The following is a 22,650-nucleotide window of genomic DNA, read 5'->3' on the forward strand; positions in this document are numbered from 1 at the left end:
TACACCCTTTATGAGAAATCCGTGCTGTAGAGGAAGGTCTGACCGCGACGTTTGCAGCAGCTGTAGGGCTGCCAGAGCGCCCAGGCGTAATTGCCGTTCTGCGCAATCTGACCGCCGACGTCGGGAAACACCGCACAGCTCTGCGAGAGCCGGGGTGAAAGGCGCTGCCACTTATGGTTTTTCGAGCCGCTGTTTTCGCTGACCGCTCCCGGTGGCCAGTAGCCCGCTGAGCGCTGCCCGACCAGCGGGTTGTAGACGTGAAGCTGCCCCTGACGGGTGATGATGTCGGCCACGCGCTGCACCACCACCGCAGCTGATTTGTAGCCGTCGGTCTGCGTGACAAAGCCGCTGCGCGGGTAGACGTTGCCCCACATATTGCCGGACGGCGTGCTGCCCACTTCGCGCTGGCCGGGTATCAACGCCTCCGGATACACCGATTCCGGCACGCCGGTGCGCCAGGCCAGCGCATCGAGCGCGCTGACGAAATAGGGAATAAACGGCGTGGCGGCACTGTCACAGGAATAGCCGGGAACCATACCGCCGATAATCTTTGTCGCAGGATGGCCATACGCACCGGCGTAATAGAAATGCAGGTTCTGACTGCGCATGCCGGGGACTTTCATCTCCTGACGACCACCACCGGTTGCCACGCCTGCCGCGCCGCCCAACAGGACGCTTTCTGCGCCGTCTGCCGTGGCGCTGAGCGCAGACATCTCCGTCCAGGGATTGTCGCCCGGACTGAGCCAGGCGGAGACAACGGCCTGCGGGATAAAGTGCGTCACCTTGACGGAGGTTTTGACCGTGCAGCCTAAGGGCGTACACATCAGCCAGTAACAGATACCGCTGACGCGCCAGCTGATGCAGTCCGGACTGGCGGCGCTGGCGAGCAGGCCTGCCGTATTGACGCTGGCCAGGGTGCCGCTACAGGCCATGATCGTGGCCAGCGCCAGCCGGCGCGGGCGGGAGAAAGTGATGTTCATTCAGCTTTCTCCTTCCAGACATTCAGCTGCCGCGTTGCTACGGCGACGTCGGTGGTACCGTACACCACCCACTTATCGTCAAAAACCACGGCGGGATATTTCTCCAACCCCAGCGACCAGGCACGGGTCACGCCGGCATACTTCCCGGCCAGCTGCTGTTGGCGCTGCAGAAAGAGGGGCGAAGCTATCACCGCACGCGCCTGCCGCTCTGCCTGCACAGGGTCAGTGGGCAGTTCGCCAAACAGCTGCGCCTGCAAACGGTCGGGGGCATCAAGCTCGACGACGGTAACGTCCGCAGCGAGGCCATCGGCGACGGGATGCGCATTGTCGGTATAAATAACGGTGCCGGCCAGGGTGCCGGAGGAAAGGAACAGTGCTGCCAGGCAGCAGACGGGTATTTTCATCAAGAACACTCCCAGAGTGAATAACCCACTCAGGGTGCGTGCAGCGACGCGTCAGGTCAGTAATTAACTCTTAGCGCGATGGTGATAATTAATGGGGAGCGGGTCAAGTACAACGAAGCAAAATATCTGCTGGCTCTCGAAGCGCGACACTCGTCCTTACTGAAGCCATAAAAAGCTTGTCGAATGTCTCAGGGCGTGAAGCGGACCTAAACCGATAATAGGAACTCAAAAAGACGCGCCAATTTATTGATATTGAATGAATTATTGCAAAAACACCATTGCCCCCCCCAAATAACCCCACAATAATTTTTTTCTGTTTTTTGTACATAGTTTGTACCCAGACCTAACACAATTTCATAATCTAATGGTTAAAATTGATATGCGACCGAAGCGCCCTCATGTTTAATTTTTGAGAAAGGAGTTCCAGAGTCTGTGAGTGATAAAACCCAAATTGAACTCGGTCAATTTTTATCCGAACTAAATAAAGAATCAGATCGTGGCTCTGTGCTAATAGCAGCATCCATTTTCGATGAGTGGTTATCCGAGATCATCTAGGCTCACCGGTTAAATGACAAAGTAGCTAAAGGTCTACTGAATGGTGCAACAGCGCCATTATCATCTTTTGCTGCCAGGACAGGCTTAGCATATGCGTTAGGACTGATAATGGAACACGAATACAAAGAACTAAACACTCTGCGTAGCATTAGAAATGCTTTTGGGCATAGCTGGAATGGTGTAAGCTTCGATACACCCAAAATACAAAATCAATTGGAACAGTTACCTTGGCTTGGACCCAAGAATGCTCCTAATACTCCCAAAAAAAATTCATGTTCTTTGTTGCCATACTGCTTGCCTATTTGATGCACCGTAAACAACTAGTGGAAAAATATAAGGTTACCTCTAAAGTATGGGGTCACACTGCGCGCGGTAATGTGGTTGGAAAAACTACAAATTGTTAATCCAGTAAGTTGCTGGATAACTGAAGAAATTTATTGAAAGCATTGCATGAAGTTCATAGTTTTCTACTCACATAGGAGCCTCAAATTCTCGTTGATTTTGAATAGATAGGTATATTTTGACTACCTATTTAAAGGCAAGCACTTATGTTTTTCAAAGTGCAGTTAGGTAAACTAGTAAAGTGGCTTTGGTTTGTAGATAAAAGACTAATACTTAACTTATAATTTATAGGATTAACAAAATATTTATGAATTTTTTACAGCAATTTAAATGCCTTGTATGTGACACGGTCATTGATACAAGAATAGGTATGTCTAATCGAGACATACAACCGTTCCAATTTGCATGCCCCAATTGTGAGAATAATATATCTTTTACTCTTGGGGAGGGAGATCCAGTATTTAACGGTGCGGAAACTATAGAAAACAATGACTTTGGCACAACAAATCCATTCATTGATTTGCATTTAGATTTTCCCGTCGGCTTTGGAAAGCACGAAATAGGAAAAACAGCATTCTTAAAAGTAACAAGTGCAATTGGTCATGAAAAATACTTAATACTGAACGCTCATCTGAATGGAATGAATTATATTTATAAATATCGCGATAAGCTTCAGCGACTCATTACTCAATACAAACAAGGAAATTACAATACTTTCAGTAACCTAATGAAAGAATTACCTACTCTGAAAAAACCACGTTCGCTAAAAATACAAGATATTCTTTCAGCACTGTATACAGCAACGTCTGCAATGTCATTTCCCTTTACAATACATGCACATAATGCTGAAATTAGTGAAAAAATGCCACAATTCCTTCATTACATTCAGAAAAACCATCCAAAACAGCTAAACAATTTTTTAGATGATATTATTGGAAGTGGATTTCTGAAAAGCTTGCATTTCGATTGTTTAAGCCTATATCCAAAAATGCTTGACTTTGAACTCCCTTCACGCCCAGCGCTTTATTATGATTATGATAAAAACGTAGATTTATCAATGATTCCTGCTCGAGTTTCTACTGCCGAATTTGATGACTGTAACAATTTTTACAAAGATTTATCTGAAGTATTCTCTCGGCAATTAATAATTGTGGCCGGATTGAATAACTTACTAAAACGCGGAGATCATAATATTTTTGATGATTCAGTAAGACTAAATAAAAAGGGCGATTTGATTAAAGGATTTTATAGTCTCAACGAATATGCAAACGTTGATTTAGGCACAAAGACAAGCGGATTGGATGATAGTTTTTATATAGTTGATCTCTATGCCTTAGACAACAAACTGCGAAATGGCATTGCACATTATAAATATGAATATAAAGAGTCAACTCAGATGGTAACCTACTATTACGCTAAGGAAGGAATGGAACGCACTAAATATAACGAACTTAGTTTCATGTCTTTTATGCGGAAGCTATTACTATTATTTCGCGAGGTACATAGCATTAATCACATTATCAAAACTTTGTATTTTTACTGTATTTTTATCGCTAAAAAGAAAATTTGAAAATTCAATACCCCACGTTCCGTGAGATAACGGGGTGATCTCTTCCCTTTGTTCCACGGTGACGTGTTCATACTCAAATCTCCTGCAATGTGGGAAATTTGAGTATGGTTGTCCCTTATGAGCGAACAGCAGACGTTTTTTTCATAAAGTGATACCAAATAATTTATAATGTGAATGATGTATTTTTTTCGGAATACTTACACCGGCATCTATTTTTTGGAGGGATTACCACCAATGGTTCAATCTTAACTCCACGCCAACAATTCATATTAAATTACCCCCTTAATTGGGACTTCTCAATTAGATATCGTCTATTAATCCTTTAAGTAAACCATTCTCTCCAGTTGAACTATACTGAGCAACAGTTCTTTCTTTGAGCCAATCAGCTAATACAGTAGGCACGTCATTATCAACAACGATTATTTGACACGGAACTTGTTTATTTTCGGCTAAGTTACAAAGTTCGATTAAGGCACTAAAGACTAATTCATATTTTTTCGGATCAGAAGTACCCTCTATTACATCCTCTTTAACGTCAGTACCAGAAAGATACTGTTGCTTCGTGCTCTTCCCCAAGTATTTACCCACCGTATCCAATAACAAAAACTTTGGATGATTGATATCATTGAAAATAGAGTATTTAAGTATAGATGTCATATATCCAATTGTAATAAGTGTTCTAAGACCTCCAGAGGTGATTTTGAAATAGTCTCTACCTCTTACAACTGCAGAATATGTTGTTGAATGAATAGAGATACCAGTCCTATTTTTAATGTTAACATGCTCAAGGAACTCACTGAGATTATCTCCTAAAGAAGATAAAATACCTGTAATGTCAGGTGCTTCACTACGCATTCTTTCAAGTTCATCTTGTAGTTTTATCAGATTATCTTTCAGCCTGCTCTGTGCATTAAGAATATCTTCTTGATGATTTCTTACTCTTAAACTCGATACTAAACTAGCTCTTCTGTTCTTCAGGTCATTTGCTTCTTTCAAGAATGCATCTCGCTGAGTCAAGAACGGAGTTATCATATCCTTAGTTTCAGTATCAATCATAGATGCCGATTTATTCAAATCTTCTTCAAGTGAAACTTTCGCCTTATTCAGCACAATCTGCTCATTGGCAAGAGCAAAAATGAGATCTTCAAGGGATTTCACTCTACGAATAAGAGAGCCTAATTCTTCATCAAGTTTTTCGGGTTTTGATTTGTTCAAGCTACCAGCATCATTAATACTAATAACATTATCACAAATAGGGCAATTACATTTCAATTCATTAATTTTTCCTATTTTTGAATTGGCTAAGTGTATCGCTTGTATTTTGGATATGTCATTTTTATAATCGTTTTTTAGCCGAATATACTGTTCTTGTTTTGTTGATAGTTCCGATATTTTTTTAATGGTTAATTTAAGTTTGAGATTAAACTCAGTATGGAATGCTTTAAGTTCTCTGTAGGTTTCAGAATCCGAAGTCATGTTCTGATTAAGAGCACCAATAGTCTCGTTAATCTCTATAAGTGAAATATCACAAGAATTTATTTCATCATCAATTGATAAAACCGACTCATAACCAGTTTCGCGTAAAAAATCAGATACATTTTCATACTTTTTTGACAGTGTATTTAGCTGGGTATTTTTCTCGGATATTTGAGATTCTAAATCAGAAATATCAGCATCAAAAACATTAAATATATATTTAAAAACTTCTTTAACATGAGCGTATCTTGTCCATTCGGTTAAATGTAGTAGAGATTTACTACCCATGTCGTCTTGATCTACATAACAGAACTTCATTAAATCCCTAAAACTTAGCCGCCTAAACTTTGAACTCTCTTGTGTAGGTGATACTTTAAGTTTCAGTTTTGGGAAGTTTAATAAATCCATTAAATAATCTGAAAAAAAACCATCCGGACCAGGTTTTGAATTAAATTTAGGTGCGAGTTTTTTCGGTACATAATTTGATATATCATGAAAATTACAATTATAAGCGTCAATTAGCTCATTAGGCTTGAATATATTCCGCACTATTGTGCATGGTTCATCATTAATTGTTAGCTCTAAGGAAGCATATTCAAGAGAAGTTAGCATTTCATCAGCAAGTTCAATGTTACTACTACCGAGCAAATAATTTACAAATTCCAAAATACTGGATTTTCCTGTATCAGAATCTCCATGAATGACGTTCAATCCATCATCAAAATTCACAAAATAATTTTTCCGGTTTCCCACCAATATTAATCTATCAATCCGTAGATAAGATTTCATTCTGCCTCCGTGAAAACATTGTTTAAAATCTTATAAAGTTTACTAGCATTTAATGATTTCAAAGAAGAAATTCCATCAATATATAAATATATCTGATCATAATATCCACCTGCTAACGACTCTGCAAAACTTACTCCAGACTCTGATAATTCCAAAAAGGTAACTTCTTCAATCTTTTTTACAGTTAGGAAACCTAGGGCTGACATATTAATTAATATTTCTTTAATTTTCTCTTTAGAGAACAGGATATCAACATTGATTGACATGCTTTTTATTGTATATATTTCAGTCGTTTCAATTGAAGGAGGTTTTTTATCCGCTAATATCATGACCCTCTCTATTTTTGATGGGTTTTTTATTAGATACATAAAAATCTTGGCTTTGTCTATATCCATAGTTGGTTTGCCAAGTTTGTTCTTCCCCAGTACGTGTAATATCTTTGAGAAAATAGCCAAATTTAATGATAGCTCTTCATCCAAGGGAATGTATGGTAATGCATTCATTTTTTACCCTTAAGAATACTTAAAGATTCCACTGTTGTATCTGCTGACCAAACAATATCTCTATTCAATTTATTAGCTAACTGATGAAGCATTCCTTTCTTGTGCAAATTATCTAAAGTAGATAAAATAGTTGACAATTCCTTTTTATCTTCTTGATCAATCTTACTATGTATTGATGCAACTAATTGATCTGAAGACAATCTGTTGGATAATGCTAATTGGTATTGTGTTTGATAAAGACTTTTAATTTTTCTGTAAATTTTATCCAATAGATTTCTATCATGATCGCTTGTAAATAAATTACGAGCCAACTCAGCATTATAGTAATATTCTTTGGCATGATTAGTGAAATCATTATGCACATCTGCAAGCATTAATTTTAAAACAAAAAACTCATTATCATATTGGTTTTCGTCAATAAATTCTGCCTGTGTGAGTAGATCAGATTCTTCGTTAGAAATCTCAATTATGAATTTTTTGACCATAGCATATACATTGTTTTCAGTGCTTTCAGGTTTGCAAATTGATTGATGATCTTCATTAACCGCAATGTAGTCTTTTTCTTGAATATGCAATGGCAGTGCACTTTGCTTCTTAACTATATTATCGCTAGTGCCATAAACAAATTTTGCCTTAGGCAAGTTATGAGAATTAAGCCAATCGCGATTTAAAGCATCTGTCTCATTACTAAAGACATTTAAATCTGACGCTTGAATATTCTTAGTAACTAAAGATGACATGATATTTGCAATGGTTGAGCCAGAATGAGGCACAGCCAAAGAAATGAACCCCTTAATGTTTCTTGAACGCTCATAGTTGATCAGTTTGAGGATACATGACTTTGCAATCAATCCCCCCATACTATGAGCTATAATTATGATATTATTGTACTGGCCTAAATGTAAATCCATCTCTGTAACTAAGAGCTGAGATATTTCGCTTACAGGAAGGTTAATTTCTCTTTTCTTCGTATTATTGAAAAGCTTTCGTAACATACCTGTTTTATTACCGAACAAATTGGTAAAATTAGTGAAATATTCAAAACAAGCAATATCGTAATTTTCCAACTCGATATCACAGCAGAGCAGCATAGGAAACGAAATAGACTTATTAAATGACCACGTGTCGCTTCCACCTTTAAGCCCATGTATAAAAAGAACTAAGCTATCTGTGCCATTTTTTCTTTTCCACTCTAACATACCCATCTGTGCAAATCCCTGAAGAACCCTATAAATTTCTCCATTTTCCTACTTAATCTGGCTAAAATCAACGCATTACAACAAGTTGATCGTAAAAATAAAGGAATAAAAATCAATTGGTTAAAATGATGTTTCCTTAAGGTTAGATACAGCTGAGTGGCCTGCACCCCAATTATGAAGACATAGTGAAGCAAGCAACGTCCGCTCCTGGCACATAGCCGCCTCCAGATTTAACTGTAACGCGCGCAGCTATACCTCACGGTCTTTCACTGAAAAAAATATAGATAGGACAAAACCGCAGTCGCTTCGTTCGCTGGCACAACCGCCGAAGAATACCGGCGGCTTACTTTGTCCTGAACCCGACACTACACCTACAAATCAACTCATCCTGTTCAGATCAGGCGATAAGGGCCGCCCTGTTCCCACGTACGACGCGTCCAGGCATCCAGCTCCAATAGATAGCAAACCACCTCATCCGTCAGCAGCTCAGCCGTGGCATCGGGAAGCATCGACAGGTAACAATTGCGGTTTTCTTCGATCATCTGCCGGCGATCAGCTTCCTGATCCTGCGCTTCGGAGCCATCTTCCGGCTGCTGCATCAACTCGTTATAACGCTGATGACACTCACGGTATTGCGCCTGGTTACTCAGCGCTGTTGCAATACCCTGCGCTATCACGTCCTCCCAGTCCGGCCCCTCTGGCGCGGCTGCACCCGCACCGGCTAGCTGCAGATTAAGAAAGTTAAGTCTCGCGGTATCTTCTGGCTCCTCTGGCGCATTAATGGCCTCCACCAAGTCAGTATCGTCAATAACGGCGGACAAACCTTTTTTCTCACGACCAATGCTGGCACGTTCTTCAAGCCAGCGCTCACGCCAGGCGATACCAGCGGCACGTTTACCTTCCGCTTCAAGACTGGTGGTATATTTCATCAGCCAGACGTGCATATAACGCTGCCTATCAGGGGCATGCAGCGTACTGATATCGTGAAAGCGCTGGTAGAAAGCTTCATCGTGGCCACAGTCCATACTGTCTCCCTGATGCGACACCTCATGCTCGGTCAGGCTGAACAGCAGGCTGGCCGTGCGCAGCGGGTCGGTTTTCAGCCGGCGCACGATATCGATGTTATAGGTGATGTATGTCTGGCCATCGGTCCACGCCTCAGCCGATGTCGATTCACCCAGCAGGATCTGAAAGCGAATCCCTCCGCGCGTACTCGCCTGGTACCACTCCTCGCCGCCAGAGCACAGCGCAGCGTACTCTCGGAGGCACCAGCGCAACGCCGTCCATGCACGCCGGGTTTCTTTATCGAGCTGCTTCTCACTGACCATCTGCGTGCAATCGATAAAATTTGCGCTCAGGGTAGCGAAATCAATCAGACCAGGTTCTGACTGCCAGCCGAATCCCCATCGCTGACGCCCCTCTTGCTGTTCGCGCCAGGCTATCAGATTCGCCCGAATGCGGCTCAGGCACTCCATAAATTCTTCCGGCTCATAGCAGCCGAAGCGGGTCAGGGTGACGGGATGGACGACCGGCGCAATGCCACCGCGAGCAATCAGCTCCCCCCTCGGCACGTCCTGGGCGCTCCGAACGATGGTGAAGAAGTTTTTCTCCACCGCCGAGGGGTGATAACGGCATTTACACAGAAAATGCTCCAGCGTGACGTGCTGCTTACCTGGCAGCAACGTAATCACCTCCTCACCGTTAACCAGTTTTTGCACATCACCTTCGCCAGCAAGCAGTGTTCTGGCGGTTTTTTCCCGGCGAGCCTCAGTCTTACGGTGATGACCCTGGTTGTCAGAGAACGCGGCGGCAAGCGTTCCAAACTGAGCTGCGATCGACTTCCAGACTGTGCAAGTTTTACGGAGGATTTCAGTGCGCGACACATTCAGCGCGATCGGCTGCTTGCTGATAATCAGCCCTCCAACGCCCCACTGGTGCCCTGGGTCATGGCGTACCAGCACGCCCTGATTATAGATGGAGACGGCACCATCCTCGCGTAAACGGTACCAGGCCACATCGTCCTCGGCATCCCACTTTTCAAGCTGCGGCTGACGGGTAATTATCGTGCCGTTGAGATGTACGGTGTTCGGGGTATAGCGAACCAGGTCGCGGATTTCCTGAATACATGACATGCGCTCCTGGCTGGTCAGTGGCTCGTACCACTCACCGGTGATGGAGCATCCCTGTTCAGCGGTCACCAGCTCTTCGAGTTCGTAGTGATACCCCATCTCAAGCGTGTCCACCGACATCTGCCAGCGCTGCGAACGCCAGAGCGTACGGGCGTGTGCCATAATCTGCCCGCGCCCCAAACGGAAGCGGCCATAGGTGGCATCCCCTTCCTTATGCGGCGTACCGAAACGACCAAAATAGCGCTTTACGTCTTCATATGAGGCAAAGCCCCGGCCATCATCACGGCAGGAAAAGCCCTCAGGCGTAATATCAATGCTCACCATACTGGCACCGGCATCGACACTGTTCATCATCAGTTCAATAAGGGCCTTGCCAATCGAGCCAGCCTGGCTATAAATAATGTGATGAATAATTTGCGGATCGAGTTCAAAGGGATAGCGCATGGGAAGACTCCGTGTGTGGGTTCAAGAGTCATTCTGATGTTCAGGCTGAAGAGTTAAAGAAATAAGTATTTATGCCGACAGGAAATTTAAGGACACGCATAATCAGTGAGGATCTAAATAGTTTCCAAGCTGATTATCCGATATTTGAAATAATCATTGATGGTAAATAAGGACATAAAATGAGCAAGTATTTTGAAGTGAAGTTTGTTAATGGTTCCAGCGGTAATACATCCACGGTGCGAGTACAGGCAAGCAGCGCTGCTCAGGCAAAAGAACAAATTAAGTCTAAGTTTCATAATGCCCCAAATTTCAAAATCATCTCTGCTGTAGAAAAATAAATCACCACCACGGGCTCTATGCCGCCCGCACCCGCAGCCCCGGTATTTGCCAGGCAGCAACACCCCGCTGCCTGACAAATACCGGGGTTCTTCTACTTATCCCCCCGCTCGCCGGTTACCCGGTCAATCTCCTTCAGCACCCAGAGCATATCCGTTGCATCGGGCACACAGATATTCCAGCGGATACCCGTTCTGTATTCGGATTCACCCGGCCACAGCGTATTNCCGGTGACGGTGACCAGAATATCCAGCGTCTTATCCTGCACGTCAGAGAGATGCACCGCCACGCAGCTGCGCCGGCCAACGCGGTGTGGATAGACCGACAGCAGCACCGGTTTCTCCAGCCGGTTGAGGATTTCACTCTGTAGCTGGTCAAGCGACCGACGGTCAGACTGGCCAACGGATGCCGTACCCTGCGGCGGCACGGTAAAAATAACGGAAGCGATCAGCGCCTTGTCAGGCACGACCATCGGCGGTGTCATGGTCAGCTTTTTCATCGTGTCCCCTGTCAGATAACCATACCGCGACTCTCATCAAGACGCCGCGCAACGTGAAAAGCGGCCTCCAGCTCGGAGCAATGGTGTTCATTCATAATCGACCGCCTTTCGGCTTTCTCCTCTTTCTCCGTCACCCCCAGCGCCAGATAGAGGCTCGGTGGTACGGCACGAAACAGCGCCTGCACCTTGCGCGACAGGATCACGCCCTCGGTGTATTTTCTCGGCAGTTTGGTGGCAGACAGCAGCATGGTCTTTTGCTCGTCCGTCAGCGTCTTAAAGCGCGCTATCTGCTCCACCTCGTCAGGCGGCATAACGAGACAAATCCACCACTCCGCCATATTGAGCATCTTTTTCGCCGTATCGGGAAAGTCCGCCAGGTTCTGGGTAAACAGCCACAGCCAGGCACCGAGCTTACGCCACATCTTGACGATCTTGGTGGCGTAAGGCCCCAGCAGCGGGTTGGCGGTGACGATATGCGCTTCATCGATCGGGACAAGGGTTTCTCTGTCGCTGTACTGCTCGCGCTCGGCGATATTGTTAATGGTGTTGAGCAGAGAGATGACGGCCACCGCCATCTGGGCCTCATACCCTTCACGCGCCAGCGTCCCCAGGTCGACGATGGTGACGTCGGCCTCCGGCCACGGCGTGCCGGGACGGTTAAACAGCTCACCTTCAAAGCCTTCGGTAAACATGCGCAGCGCTTCCGACATCTCTTCGGCACGGGCGCGGCGTGCGGGCGTGCGCTTCTCGCGGCCGTCGTCGCCGGTGCTGACATCACGCGCGATATTCTGTAGCGCATACATCAGGTCTTCCGGCAGCATCTGCCGGTCTGCGCCAAAAGCGGTTCTNGCCGCAATCAGTATCGCCTCGCGGATCATGCCGCGATCGGCGCGCGTCATCCGCGCTTCCTCCGCCGCCTCACCGCCGGTGATCATCAGGCGTGCCGCAATCTCCATCTCACCCAGCACGTCACGCTCTTCATCCTTGTCCTCATCGTCTTCATCGATATCCGGCAACGCCTCCTCGCTGACCAGCAGGGCATCCGGCCTGGCCTGCATCAGCAGGTGCGAATCACCGAACGGAGCCAGTGAGATGACCTTGCCGGGCTTGATGCTGACACGGTGCACCGTCAGCCCCAGCGAAGCGCAGTAATCCCCGAACAGGCCGAAGCTGTTGCCCGCCTCCAGCAGGAAGATGCGCGGCCGGTAGATGGCCATCATCTGCGCCAGTTCGCAGAGTGCGGTAGCCGACTTACCGGCACCGGTCGGGCCGAACAGCAGCTTATGTGCATTCTGGGTACGGTCATTTTTATTCAGCGGGTCGACGGAAAGCGGACCGCCGCCACGGTTGAAAAAGGTAAAGCCCGGGTTGCCGGTGCCGGTATCACGGCCATACACCGGTGCCAGGCAGGCAAAGTGCTGAACGAACATCAGGCGCGTATACCAGTGATGGCGATCCTGCTGTGGGTTAAAGCACATGGGCAGCGCGCGCAGGTAGCCGCTGAGTGGGCCGATATCATGCTCCGGATTGACCGGCTCCAGGCCGCAGTTCAGCAGCTTGCTGCTCAGGTCGAGATAGCGTTTGTCGAGGGTTTCCAGATCCCGCGCCTTGATGAGCAGCGAGATGGCCGCACGATAGAGCTTATGCTTGTTCCCGAGGAAGGTTCGTGCGCGGGCGGCATCCTCGCGGGCGCGCAGCGAGTCGACGTTCTCCCCCATCGAGTCGCGGCTCAGACGGGCAAAATTCTCCTCCAGTTTGTCCTGCGGCTGGATAACCAGCGTCAGCGTCAGAACGGTGCCCTGCGGCAGCAGATCCATGATGGCGTTGATGTTGTCGCCGCGCCTGACCTCGCCGGTTAAATGCCCGGTCGAGGGTGCAGTACGCAGACGGGCAACCGGCACCGCCTTATGCGCCACGTCATCAAACCACCAGACGCCCTTCTCCGCATNGCTGCGCGGACGGGTGAACCACAGGCTTTCGCTGAAATCATTGAGCAGCGGCAGATCGCCCGGCGCATCATCGCGGTAGCGGGCGCAGCGATACAGCGTCGCCTTGTCCACCCACTGCGGTTCGGGATTGAACCAGCGCAGCAGCCAGCTGTGGATCTGCTCGCCGTTCTGGCGCTGGCTCTGGATGCCGGCACCGCTTATGGCGGCGGTCAGCCGGTCGCATACCTGATTCAACAGCACTTCCGGAGCCATCGGGTCACGGTACGGCGTTTCCACCCAGCGATAGACCACCATGCGGGTGCGGCGCATCTGCCCGCGCCAGGGGGCTCCGGTCACCGCGTCATCCATAAACAGCCCCTGTTCAACGGCAACGTTTTGCAGGTGACGCGCCTGTTCGCTGAGCCAGGCTTCGGTAAAAGCGGTTCCCTGCGCCCACGGCCTGACGTAGCCCCTGACCTTATCCATATAAGAGGAGAGGTCAGATTCGTCCTGACAGTAAAACTGCACCACCCACTGATGGGAGTCNAGCTCCGGCAGGCTGTCCTGCAGCGCGTTTTCCACCACGTCGCGGATCTCGTCCAGTCGCGATGCAGGACGCCCCTCGGTGCCCGTCGGGATAATTTCATACACCGCGCCAACCGACACGCCGTCATCAAGCAGCAGGCACTGGTGTTCCGGGAGGTACTCGCCCCACGGCACATGATCGATAACCGACGGTGCGGTAGCGTACAGACGCGCTTCGTCGGTGCGCGTCAGGCGTCCGTCGCGGGTCAGGGGTTGATGACCGTTTACGGCAAACGGCCCGTCACCGTACTGGTGTGCGTCCTGCCGCTTCGGCCTGCGGCGGAAAAGAGGGAATGTCATCAGAGATCCTCGGTGCGCTCGCCGGGCAGCGCATATTGCACCTGCCCGTAGAAGGGAAACACGGTGCTGTAGCCCGGCACCGGCGTGTTACCGCCCGCCAGGTGCGGGAATACGTACATCACCATGTCAGGGTTAGGCAGGCGCGGAAACGTCTGCTGGATTTCATTTTGCTGGCTGCGGCTGTANCTGTCGCGCGTCTGCTGTGCCAGCGTGCGCTCGCTGTCCGCAACCGGCCTGCGCAGCGTGGTGCGGCTTTCCGTCGTGGCGTGGCTGGACGATGCGCCGTTATTCCACAGCTCCAGCATCGAGCTGTCGCCGGCGGGCAGCATCTCATCTTTAGAGGTACTGCAACCCGCCAGCAACAGCACCATGACGACCAGAAGGTTATGCCTGCGCATCCTGAGATTATCGTTGTCGTACATCATTATCCCCATCAGTCCATGCCCGTGCCGCTACCGGCCAGGCTGAAGTCATATTTCACCTTGCGGCCCTTCTCTTCATAATCGATCGCCAGCTGGCGCGTGATATGCAGCGCCACCTTCTGGCCGGGNGGTACGTAGATGGCGTCGAAAGTCTGGCCGTAGCGCGCCTTAACCCAGTCAACGGTTTCACGCATGCCGCCGGAAAACGCCTTACCCANTACGGCCTGGCCTGCATCGCCGGTCAGGCTGGAGGTGACGCCGCCGTAGCCGTTGGTCTGGGTGGTATTCTGGTTCTGCGCCAGCGCGTCNCCGGCCGCGCCGGCGGCGGCAAGCGCCGCGATGGTCGGCAGATAGGTGGAGGCGTTGCTTTTACGCGTACCGGAAATGCAGGGGATACCGTTGTCNTCCGACAGCCAGCCGATGCTGCTGTTATTGCCGTTGCCGCCCTGGCCGTTCTGATTAGCGCCGCTGCCGTTCTGCCCGTTCGGTGACGGCACGGTGCCATCAGTAAAGACAAAGGTGATACTGGTAATCGCACCGCGTACGCAGGACAGCGTCCAGTCGCCGGTCGCCGTCCCCGATACGATGGCTCCCTGCACGTCGGGCAGCTCGATGCCGTTGGCCGTCAGGTTGTCTTTGCCGACCATCACCTTGAAGGGATAAGGATCGGTCACCTTGCCGTCAACCGGCACGCGCCCCAGCAGCGCCGTCATGGCCTGACTGCCAACCAGCGTGGCGTTCTCCGGCAGGGTATAGACAGGGTCAGTCGTTTTTTCGGCTTCAGACAACGTTTTCTGCACGGCGGAGGTCGCCGCATTAACCGTCTTGCCGGCATCACTGACATCNTCAAAGGTGCTGGCAAAAGCAAAGCCGGTGGCGTTATTGCCGTTGCTGCCCGACACCGGACGACCACTGGCGTCGGTCGGGATACCGTCTTTCGGCTCGACCCACTGCATGCCGTCTGCCGGTGGCGTACTGTCGTTCACGCCAGAGCCGTTGTCATAACCCATACCGACCGGGATATCACTGCCGGAAATGCTGTTTTTACCGACCATTGCTGCGCCGGAAGCGCCGTTTCGAAGCTGCTCCATCAGCCTGTCGACCTGGGTGCTCAGATCGGTAACCTGGGCGCCGAGCTGTGAGCGCTTTAGCGTATCTTCGGCACGGGCATTGTCCACCACCTGGCTTATCTGCCGATCCACGTTGCCGTTGGTTTTTTTCAGCGCCTTGTTCTCATCGCTGAGCTTTTTATTNTCATCCGCAATCCCGTCGAGACGCTCCTGTACCTTGCGAAAATTACCCACGATGGTGCGCAGCGTGTCCTGAGGCGTATCTCCCTCAATGCCCAGCGCTTTCAGGTCTTCCGGCGTCAGATCCTTTAGCGCCACGTTGCTGGTTTTCTGCCCGCCGGCTGTCTGGCTGCTGCTTTCAGCACAGGATTTGACGCCGAGCACGATAGCGCCGGTCAGCACCAGCGGAACGGCTACTTTCACCAACAGATTCGAAGATGGCGCTTTCATTATTTCGCTCTCCTGCTGCTTTTAACCGCCGGTTCGGCAATAAACGCGCTTTCCGCACGGCCCGCCGTCACCAGATACAGCACCGTGGTGTCCTCCGGCGTGCCAGAGCTGCCCAGCCAGCGGTGCTGAAAGGTGGCGGTGACAAACTGCCCTTCCAGCACGCGCGGGTCGAGAATAACCTTGTCAGCGGCGCGGTTACGCACCTGCAGCGCAATAACGCTACTGCCCTGCAGGCTCCAGGCCGCCATCGGCGTCACGCTCACCGCTTCGGACGGCATCAGCGTGGTGATGGCAGACGGCAGCTTCAGGGAGACGGGGCTGATACCCGGCACCGCTTCCACCGTGCGCAGCGGGCCGTACATGTTCTGCGCCGCATAACGGGTCAGCACCACGGGCAGCGGGGCGTTAAGCTTTGCCGGCTTACGGCTGGCCTGCGCATCATCCGAAGGTGGCTGGCGTGCGCTGCCGTCGCCGCTGACCGTCTGTTTATCACTGGCGCTGGCGTTAGCCACCTCACCGTCACAGACGATCTTTACCGGCTCGCGCGTGGCTTTGCCGGGTTCAGCGCTGACGTCGAGCAGAATGATTTCACCGTTTTCCTTGTTCTGTAGCTCAAGGCGCGTCACCGCAAACGCCTCGCTGGCGGCGAGATAGACCACGCCACCGCTGCTTTGAATACGCAGCTTATTATTCAGGACGGACGGGAAGCCCACGCGCACATTTTTGTTCACAAAGACGATGCGCTCCTGACCGACCGTTAACGGGATCTGTAGTGGAATACGTTCCCACTTCATCAGCTCTACCGCCCGTGCTGCGCCTGACGTCAGCAGCAGGGCCAGCAGTATCAGTGTGATTTTTTTCAATTGAATGCTCCCGACTTTTTCTCCGCTTCCGGCAGCGGCATGGCCTCCAGCCGTTGCGGCGTGGCGGCATAGCAGTCCAGCGCCAGGCCGAAAGGATTACGCTCCGCATCGCCCTCCCAGCGCACCACCTTCAGCGGATAGCGCACCAGCGCCCGTTTCACCGGTTCGGTGTGGTAATACTCGTCGGCCGCCAGATCCAGCCGGACGATCCAGTTGTCCTGGCCGATAATGGTGACGCTGCGGCTGCTGTAGCCGCGCCGTGGGATTTCATACACCACGCGCACGCGGTCGCGCAGCTCGTCGCTGTTCTTACGCATCTCCGCGTCTTTGTTGAGAAAGTCCTGGCAGGACGGCGTCAGGTAGGCGCTCATCTGCGCAATCTTCGCCGGGTAGTCCATCTCGCCATTTTTCGGCCACGCGTTGAGCTGCTGGAAGATATAAAAGGCAAAGCTGTACACCGTTGACGGCGGCACCTCCCACCATTTACGGGTACTGCCGGAGCGCAGATCGGGCGGGTTATGGATGGTCAGCTCAGACGGCGCGCGCATCCAGCCAAGACTGGTGAATAACAGGCCGCTAAACAGCAGCACGCAGGCGATGCGCAGCGAGAAAATAGGGTTGTCGCGCGCGGTCATCCCGTTGCGAAAACGGCTCATACCTGACCTCCGCGCTTCACCGGCGCGCCGCGTTTCATCTCCCACACGCGGCTGTCGAGGATCATCGAGCGCGACAGCCGGGCGCGGCAGCGCAGCTCCTCCATGCGCTGCCAGATATAGTTCTCCGGCTTGCCGCGCTTGTAGCCGGCAATCCAGCCGCCGCCGAGAAACACCACAACCAGCGGCGTCAGCAGCATGCAGGTGGGGAATGCCAGCCAGCCGATAAACGGCACCAGCGACAGCGGCACGGCCAGCGGAAGGCCGGCCAGAATGCCGGTAACGGCCGCCAGCAAAAACTCACCGGAGGTGAACCCTTTCCACACCACAGGGGGGTTGTTCAGTCTGTCAGGAAGAAAGTCGATGACGGCCATGAAAACTCCTTAAATGATGTCGGCAGCTTTGGTGGCCAGATAGATAACCAGCAGGATGAGGCCGATACCGACCACCAGATAGAGCAGAAACTCGGTCCAGGAGCCCTTGCCGCGACGGATATCATGGAAGGAAGTGATCACCGCGTGAGCCACGGCGAGAAAAGCAGCCACGCAGACCAGCAGGCCGAGCGCCAGACCGCCCATTTTGATGTAGCCCATCACGGTGTTATAGGTGCCGCCACCGCCGCCGGTGGTCGGCTGTTCAACAGAGGGCAGATCTGCCATGACCTGCCCGCCCCAGAGCAGCCCCGGCAGCAGCAGAAGCCTGGCACGTAGCAGCGCCGCACGGTATAGCGTAACGAATTTCATAACGGTGTCCTTTCAGTGGAAGAAGAGAAACAAGGTCAGGAGGATAAGCACCACCAGACGTATCAGCAGCTCGTTGAACTGGCGGAACGTCACGGCTTTGCTGGCCAGCCCACGATAGGCCTGCACCATCGCCCAGGCGGCAAACAGCAACAGGACAATGGCCAGGGAGCCAAGAATCAGCGTATTGAGCTGCGCGGGCGTCAGGCTGCTGCCGGTGCCGGCACTCCAGCCGGAGAGCTGGGCTGCGTTCATCGCCATGACGGCTCCTCGCCACGGTACTGGCCGCTAACCGCAGCAGAACGAGATGAGGGCTGGGCGCGTGACGGTTCGAGGTAAGTGGAAATCCCCTGCCTGATGGTGGTGATATCGCGTGTCGCCTGCTGATAGTCGAAATAAAAGCGGGCGTCCTGATTCTGGTTGGCCACCACGCGGGCGCGGTCAAGGCTGGCCTGCACCTGGTCCAGCTGACGCATGACCAGCGCCAGCTCGTCTTTCTCAGAGGCCTGGCACGGCATCACAGACATTGCTGACATCATCAGCAGCAAAAGAAGGGGTTTGGTGTATCGCACAGGCGGCTCTCCCGGGTAACTGATGGTCGGGAGAGTGACGTAAAGCCGCAGGGCTTACAGCAGTAAATTGTTTATGGGTCTGCAAAAATAAAAGCGGACGGTTGATGGATTAGGGCAGCTTTCTGATCAACGACAAGGATGCGGTATTGCGTCAGGTTACGTCATTGCTGTTATTATGCGGGTTATTTCAACAATAAGGGAGTTCACTTAAATGGATGATGAATATGGAATAAAACTCGCCTTATCCCCGGTGCAAATGGCGGCGGTACTGTCAGACAAGAGCATCAGTGAGGGCGAAACGCTGAGTAACCGGCTGTTCGGCGGGCTGGGACTGGCAGGCGGAGTGGTGGAAATGTTCGGTGCCGGGGTGATGTGTGTCGTCCCTGAACCGAGCATGCTGACAAAAGCAGGTTGTGTGTTTGTCGGTACCCACAGTCTCGATACCATTCAGGCCTCCGTCCGGCAAATCTGGAGCGGGCGTCAGACCAATACCGATACCTATAACTCCGCCGTCGCCCTGGCAGAATCGTTGGGTGCCGATAAAAGCACCGCGATGAATGTCGGCATGACCGTGGATTTGGCTATCCCGATGGGCTTTGCTTCTGCGGTGGGCGCGGTACGCGTTGCAGCGATTCGCAGTGGACGAATTAGCCTGGCGAAGCATGAATCCCTTTCAGGACGAACGCCGGGGGGGCACACGCTGGAGAGACATATTGGCAAAACCCCGGATGACCTCAAAGCGAGACTGGCAAGTAACTCTGACATGAGAGCAGCGAGTAGCTTCAGAACAACCCGTGAAGCTGAACAATTAATCTCTAAGGTTCTCCGTGATAACAAGAACCAGATTGAGATGTGGGTGAAGCACACTCATCCGGGAGTGCCAGCCAGAATGCGCCTGAATCGTGCTTTTTCACACCAGACCGGCATTATGATTAAAAGGGGTTCGCAGGAAGTGAAAGCCTGCTACGGCGTTCGGGTTGTTCTCGACTTCAAACAGTGGAATGGTAAACCCTACTTTATCCTCACCGCATTTCCGGATATCTGAATATGGAAAAGATTAACATCAGTGAACTGGATGATCTCGTCAAAATTTATTTTGGACAGGATCATGATCTCATCGTAAATGGCATTGAAATTGAGCCAAAAATCGAGGCCTATATAGCAGCCTCGCATAAAGGTCAGAAACATGCCCTGATAGCCGATATTGACCTTTTCCTGGAAGAATGTGACGACCTCGAAAAAGACTTTGACGCACGTTATGAGTATGACTTTGGACCTGAACTATGGGGAACGACCGCCGATGCCTTTTTATCGCTGGTCAGAGAAAAAGTGAGTAAGGCGTTGCAGGATGCAGAATACTGACAGCCGTACAGTATCTATACATCTGACGATGCAGATAAAACCCGCCCCTCTCCGGGCATCGGGTAATCCCGAAGGTTTGAATATGAACAAAATAAACATCAATGAGCTTAACTGTTTTATCACTGTTTACTTTGGGCAGGATTGTGACCTTATCGATGACAGTCCTGAAATTGAACCAAAGATTGACGCCTATATTGCCGATACTCACTTTGCATTGCAGCATGGTTTGATTGCCGATATTGACCTCTTCCTGGAAGAATCAGATAACCTGGAGGCAGATTTCAGAGAGCGCTATGATTCTGATTTTGCACCTGAACTATGGGGAACGACTGCAGGTGCCTTTTTATCTCTGGTCAGAGAAAAAGTGAGTAAGGCTCTGCAGGATAAAGGTCACTGAGTACCTTTATGCTATGACATCAGCCTTTCCGGAGATATGACATTGGACAAAATCAATATCAGTGAACTGGACTCAATGATTTACGTCTACTTCGGGCCAAATACCAGCTTCAGTCGAGCGGATTAAGCAGATCTATGCTTATCGCGGCATGAGGGGTGCTGAGATCAGTAGGAAATTAGCGCAGAAAGTTAATGTCTTTATGCGCAGGAAGTGCCAAATGTGGCACCGCCAGGTTTGCCAGGCAGGTGAATATTGTCATCGCCTGCCAACTACACTCTTTTTTTAATAACCCTAAACAAAATCGAAAGCACTATGGCTATAACCAATACAAAAACTATTAGCATAATATTACTTGCCGGATCCAAACCCCATTCGTAATCGCCTTTTATTAGCTGGCTGGACCTCAAAAAATCAAAAAGTTCAGAAGAGGACCAAAGATACAGGCGATTAATTGGTTTGACCCATGCTGTAATGCAGAAGGCCAGTACCAGGAAGAATATCGAGGCAATAATTTTAGACATCACACTTCGCATAATCCGGCTTTCCTTTCACTGACACTTTGCCATAGGCCATCATTCCAGCGCGAGATCCGGGTACTCTGACCTGCTGTGTGCGTATGAAACTATGTCTTGGGATTGAAGAAAAAAGGCGGTCAGGCGTACAGGGCATGCGTTGGAAAATTCACACCATTCAGGCGAAATAAAAGCGCCGATCATTCGGCGCTTAGTCAGAACAGTTTATCACCGTTAGGCAACGTGATGCGGAATATGGGTCACATCACCGCGCCCCGCCAACAGGCCGTCCACAGAGATATCCTCATCCAGCGCATCCCAGTGAATACCGCGTTGACTAAGTTCATAATCGCTGCGCTCCTTTACAGAAGCATTAAGTAGTCGCGGGAACCAGGCCAGAGGAACGCCCATCACCCGACCATCGCTCAATTCGACCCACATGGTGGTTTGATCAAAGCGTACATTCTTAGCTGAAATAGTCATTCCAGGCCTCCACAAACAGCGTTTGGTTCTGTTCAACCATTTTTGTTAACTCCCTGAGCGTACGGGCATTAAAGCCATCATTTCTGCCCAGCTTTACCCCATCGTCTGTCCAGAACTTTGCTTCACCTTCGGCGCTGCGGACATGAATATGGGCTGGTTCACGAGGGTTGCCCTCATTCGAGTAAAAGAAAAACTTAAATCCGTTAAGTCTGAGTATAACCGGCATTAATGAGGCACCTCGCTTCTGACACGATTATCTTGCATAAAAAAGCGCCAGTCAAACTGGCGCATTGGAGGGTATTTTTTAAAAGTAAATCCTAAAAAGGTATGTCATCGTCGAAGTCCATCGGTGGCTGATTCGCCGGATTCGCTGGCGCAGACTGGGGCTGCTGAGATGGTTGGGGTTGTTGAGACTGCCCCCGGCCACCCTGCTGAGCGTTGTTTCCGCCCGTGTCGCTGCCGTGGCGTCCGCCCAGCATCTGCATCGTGCCGTTAACGCCCACCACCGTTTCCGTCGTCCAGCGGTCAGTACCGTTGTTGTCCGTCCATTTGCGTGTGCGCATCTGACCTTCGATGTAGACCTGAGCCCCCTTGCGGAGGTATTCAGCGGCCACTTCTGCCAGCTTGCCAAACAGCACCACACGGTGCCATTCGGTTTTTTCACGAGTTTCACCGCTTTGTTTATCACGCCAGGTTTCTGAAGTAGCCAGGTTTCTGAAGTAGCTAGGTTTAACCCGGCCACCGCATTACCGTTCGGCATCGAACGTACTTCAGGATCCTGGCCCAGATGGCCAACGAGGGTAACTTTGTTAATTCCACGACTTGCCATAATGTTACCCCTATGCCCATTTACGCTGCGTCCACTGCCTCTTTTCGAGAGCAATATCGGCCTGCCGACGGGTTTTGTAATACTCAGCTGACTCGCGGGACACAGGTCCCTGTTCGTTTGCGGTGCCAATATAAAAACCGCGACCGCTTGACAGCACCTCGACGGGTAACTGATATCCATTTTCTGCTGCTAAAAAACCGTTGATGTGTTCCATTGCGCTATTCTCCGTAATTAAGCTGCAGTAAATCTCCTGCGAGA

Annotated in this window: 24 protein-coding genes and 1 pseudogene; 5 read left to right on the forward strand and 20 right to left on the reverse strand. The window is 50.4% G+C overall.

Annotated elements, in window-relative coordinates:
* Nucleotides 1-8: 8 nt before the first annotated feature.
* Nucleotides 9-980, reverse strand: coding sequence for a TIGR03756 family integrating conjugative element protein (locus EPYR_RS15135; RefSeq protein ID WP_012669252.1), 972 nt, complete (start codon nucleotides 978-980; stop codon nucleotides 9-11).
* Complete coding sequence (locus EPYR_RS15140; protein WP_012669253.1) at nucleotides 977-1,384, reverse strand: TIGR03757 family integrating conjugative element protein; 408 nt, start codon at nucleotides 1,382-1,384, stop codon at nucleotides 977-979. Before EPYR_RS15140 ends, EPYR_RS15135 begins: the two co-directional genes overlap by 4 nt.
* A 1,204-nt stretch (nucleotides 1,385-2,588) precedes the next feature.
* Here EPYR_RS15140 and EPYR_RS15145 point away from each other — a divergent pair.
* On the forward strand, nucleotides 2,589-3,851 hold the full coding sequence (locus EPYR_RS15145; RefSeq protein ID WP_012669254.1) for a hypothetical protein: 1,263 nt from the start codon (nucleotides 2,589-2,591) through the stop codon (nucleotides 3,849-3,851).
* Between the two features lie 300 nt (nucleotides 3,852-4,151).
* Here EPYR_RS15145 and EPYR_RS15150 read toward each other — a convergent pair whose 3' ends face one another.
* From EPYR_RS15150 to EPYR_RS15165, 4 genes are all read right to left on the reverse strand, one after another.
* Complete coding sequence (locus EPYR_RS15150; RefSeq protein ID WP_012669255.1) at nucleotides 4,152-6,116, reverse strand: SMC family protein; 1,965 nt, start codon at nucleotides 6,114-6,116, stop codon at nucleotides 4,152-4,154.
* On the reverse strand, nucleotides 6,113-6,619 hold the full coding sequence (locus tag EPYR_RS15155) for an ABC-three component system middle component 4 (protein ID WP_012669256.1): 507 nt from the start codon (nucleotides 6,617-6,619) through the stop codon (nucleotides 6,113-6,115). Before EPYR_RS15155 ends, EPYR_RS15150 begins: the two co-directional genes overlap by 4 nt.
* The gene (locus EPYR_RS15160) at nucleotides 6,616-7,824 is read right to left on the reverse strand and encodes an ABC-three component system protein (RefSeq protein WP_012669257.1); all 1,209 of its coding nucleotides are present in this window, start codon (nucleotides 7,822-7,824) and stop codon (nucleotides 6,616-6,618) included. Before EPYR_RS15160 ends, EPYR_RS15155 begins: the two co-directional genes overlap by 4 nt.
* A 386-nt stretch (nucleotides 7,825-8,210) precedes the next feature.
* Nucleotides 8,211-10,391 carry an ATP-binding protein gene (locus tag EPYR_RS15165; protein ID WP_012669258.1) on the reverse strand — a complete coding sequence of 727 codons (2,181 nt, stop codon included), beginning with the start codon at nucleotides 10,389-10,391 and terminating at the stop codon, nucleotides 8,211-8,213.
* A gap of 179 nt (nucleotides 10,392-10,570) precedes the next feature.
* Here EPYR_RS15165 and EPYR_RS20810 point away from each other — a divergent pair, with 179 nt between their 5' ends.
* Nucleotides 10,571-10,729: a hypothetical protein gene (locus EPYR_RS20810; protein ID WP_004171975.1), complete on the forward strand. Its 159-nt coding sequence runs from the start codon at nucleotides 10,571-10,573 to the stop codon at nucleotides 10,727-10,729.
* Nucleotides 10,730-10,821: 92 nt separating this feature from the next.
* Here the strand turns inward: EPYR_RS20810 and EPYR_RS15170 are convergent, their stop codons facing one another.
* From EPYR_RS15170 to EPYR_RS15215, 10 genes are all read right to left on the reverse strand, one after another.
* On the reverse strand, nucleotides 10,822-11,226 hold the full coding sequence (locus EPYR_RS15170) for a hypothetical protein (RefSeq protein WP_012669259.1): 405 nt from the start codon (nucleotides 11,224-11,226) through the stop codon (nucleotides 10,822-10,824).
* An 11-nt stretch (nucleotides 11,227-11,237) separates the two neighbouring features.
* Complete coding sequence (locus tag EPYR_RS15175; protein WP_014539448.1) at nucleotides 11,238-14,039, reverse strand: conjugative transfer ATPase; 2,802 nt, start codon at nucleotides 14,037-14,039, stop codon at nucleotides 11,238-11,240.
* Nucleotides 14,039-14,437 carry a TIGR03751 family conjugal transfer lipoprotein gene (locus EPYR_RS15180; RefSeq protein WP_041474206.1) on the reverse strand — a complete coding sequence of 133 codons (399 nt, stop codon included), beginning with the start codon at nucleotides 14,435-14,437 and terminating at the stop codon, nucleotides 14,039-14,041. The genes EPYR_RS15175 and EPYR_RS15180 overlap by 1 nt, the downstream gene beginning before the upstream one ends.
* Before the next feature lie 35 nt (nucleotides 14,438-14,472).
* On the reverse strand, nucleotides 14,473-15,981 hold the full coding sequence (locus tag EPYR_RS15185) for a TIGR03752 family integrating conjugative element protein (protein ID WP_014539450.1): 1,509 nt from the start codon (nucleotides 15,979-15,981) through the stop codon (nucleotides 14,473-14,475).
* A complete protein-coding gene (locus tag EPYR_RS15190) occupies nucleotides 15,981-16,844 on the reverse strand; it encodes a TIGR03749 family integrating conjugative element protein (protein WP_012669263.1) in 864 nt (287 codons plus the stop codon). The genes EPYR_RS15185 and EPYR_RS15190 overlap by 1 nt, the downstream gene beginning before the upstream one ends.
* Nucleotides 16,841-17,500: a PFL_4703 family integrating conjugative element protein gene (locus tag EPYR_RS15195; protein ID WP_012669264.1), complete on the reverse strand. Its 660-nt coding sequence runs from the start codon at nucleotides 17,498-17,500 to the stop codon at nucleotides 16,841-16,843. The genes EPYR_RS15190 and EPYR_RS15195 overlap by 4 nt, the downstream gene beginning before the upstream one ends.
* Nucleotides 17,497-17,871, reverse strand: a complete 375-nt coding sequence (locus tag EPYR_RS15200; protein WP_012669265.1) for a TIGR03750 family conjugal transfer protein — start codon at nucleotides 17,869-17,871, stop codon at nucleotides 17,497-17,499. Before EPYR_RS15200 ends, EPYR_RS15195 begins: the two co-directional genes overlap by 4 nt.
* 9 nt (nucleotides 17,872-17,880) lie before the next feature.
* The gene (locus tag EPYR_RS15205; RefSeq protein WP_012669266.1) at nucleotides 17,881-18,240 is read right to left on the reverse strand and encodes a TIGR03745 family integrating conjugative element membrane protein; all 360 of its coding nucleotides are present in this window, start codon (nucleotides 18,238-18,240) and stop codon (nucleotides 17,881-17,883) included.
* A 12-nt stretch (nucleotides 18,241-18,252) separates the two neighbouring features.
* Nucleotides 18,253-18,498 carry a TIGR03758 family integrating conjugative element protein gene (locus EPYR_RS15210; protein WP_004168502.1) on the reverse strand — a complete coding sequence of 82 codons (246 nt, stop codon included), beginning with the start codon at nucleotides 18,496-18,498 and terminating at the stop codon, nucleotides 18,253-18,255.
* Nucleotides 18,489-18,809 (reverse strand): integrative conjugative element protein, RAQPRD family, encoded by a 321-nt coding sequence (locus EPYR_RS15215; RefSeq protein ID WP_004168501.1) that lies wholly within the window; start codon nucleotides 18,807-18,809, stop codon nucleotides 18,489-18,491. The genes EPYR_RS15210 and EPYR_RS15215 overlap by 10 nt, the downstream gene beginning before the upstream one ends.
* Nucleotides 18,810-19,020: 211 nt before the next feature.
* On the opposite strand from EPYR_RS15215, the gene EPYR_RS15220 reads away from it, so the two are divergent.
* From EPYR_RS15220 to EPYR_RS15230, 3 genes are all read left to right on the forward strand, one after another.
* Nucleotides 19,021-19,854 carry an RNase A-like domain-containing protein gene (locus EPYR_RS15220; RefSeq protein ID WP_012669268.1) on the forward strand — a complete coding sequence of 278 codons (834 nt, stop codon included), beginning with the start codon at nucleotides 19,021-19,023 and terminating at the stop codon, nucleotides 19,852-19,854.
* Between the two features lie 2 nt (nucleotides 19,855-19,856).
* Nucleotides 19,857-20,171 (forward strand): contact-dependent growth inhibition system immunity protein, encoded by a 315-nt coding sequence (locus tag EPYR_RS15225; RefSeq protein WP_012669269.1) that lies wholly within the window; start codon nucleotides 19,857-19,859, stop codon nucleotides 20,169-20,171.
* Between the two features lie 82 nt (nucleotides 20,172-20,253).
* Nucleotides 20,254-20,568 (forward strand): contact-dependent growth inhibition system immunity protein, encoded by a 315-nt coding sequence (locus EPYR_RS15230; protein WP_012669270.1) that lies wholly within the window; start codon nucleotides 20,254-20,256, stop codon nucleotides 20,566-20,568.
* Nucleotides 20,569-21,314: 746 nt separating this feature from the next.
* On the opposite strand, the gene EPYR_RS15240 is transcribed toward EPYR_RS15230, so the two are convergent.
* The 4 genes and pseudogenes from EPYR_RS15240 to EPYR_RS15255 all read right to left on the reverse strand — a co-directional run bounded on the left by EPYR_RS15240 (nucleotide 21,315) and on the right by EPYR_RS15255 (nucleotide 22,606).
* Nucleotides 21,315-21,563 carry a DUF2442 domain-containing protein gene (locus EPYR_RS15240; RefSeq protein WP_012669271.1) on the reverse strand — a complete coding sequence of 83 codons (249 nt, stop codon included), beginning with the start codon at nucleotides 21,561-21,563 and terminating at the stop codon, nucleotides 21,315-21,317.
* Nucleotides 21,547-21,789, reverse strand: coding sequence for a DUF4160 domain-containing protein (locus tag EPYR_RS15245; protein ID WP_012669272.1), 243 nt, complete (start codon nucleotides 21,787-21,789; stop codon nucleotides 21,547-21,549). The genes EPYR_RS15240 and EPYR_RS15245 overlap by 17 nt, the downstream gene beginning before the upstream one ends.
* Before the next feature lie 91 nt (nucleotides 21,790-21,880).
* Nucleotides 21,881-22,392 (reverse strand): annotated as a pseudogene (gene ssb, locus EPYR_RS15250) (single-stranded DNA-binding protein).
* A gap of 10 nt (nucleotides 22,393-22,402) precedes the next feature.
* Nucleotides 22,403-22,606 carry a hypothetical protein gene (locus tag EPYR_RS15255; protein ID WP_012669274.1) on the reverse strand — a complete coding sequence of 68 codons (204 nt, stop codon included), beginning with the start codon at nucleotides 22,604-22,606 and terminating at the stop codon, nucleotides 22,403-22,405.
* Nucleotides 22,607-22,650: the final 44 nt, after the last annotated feature.

The sequence above is a fragment of the Erwinia pyrifoliae DSM 12163 genome (assembly GCF_000026985.1).
Lineage (GTDB): Bacteria > Pseudomonadota > Gammaproteobacteria > Enterobacterales > Enterobacteriaceae > Erwinia > Erwinia pyrifoliae.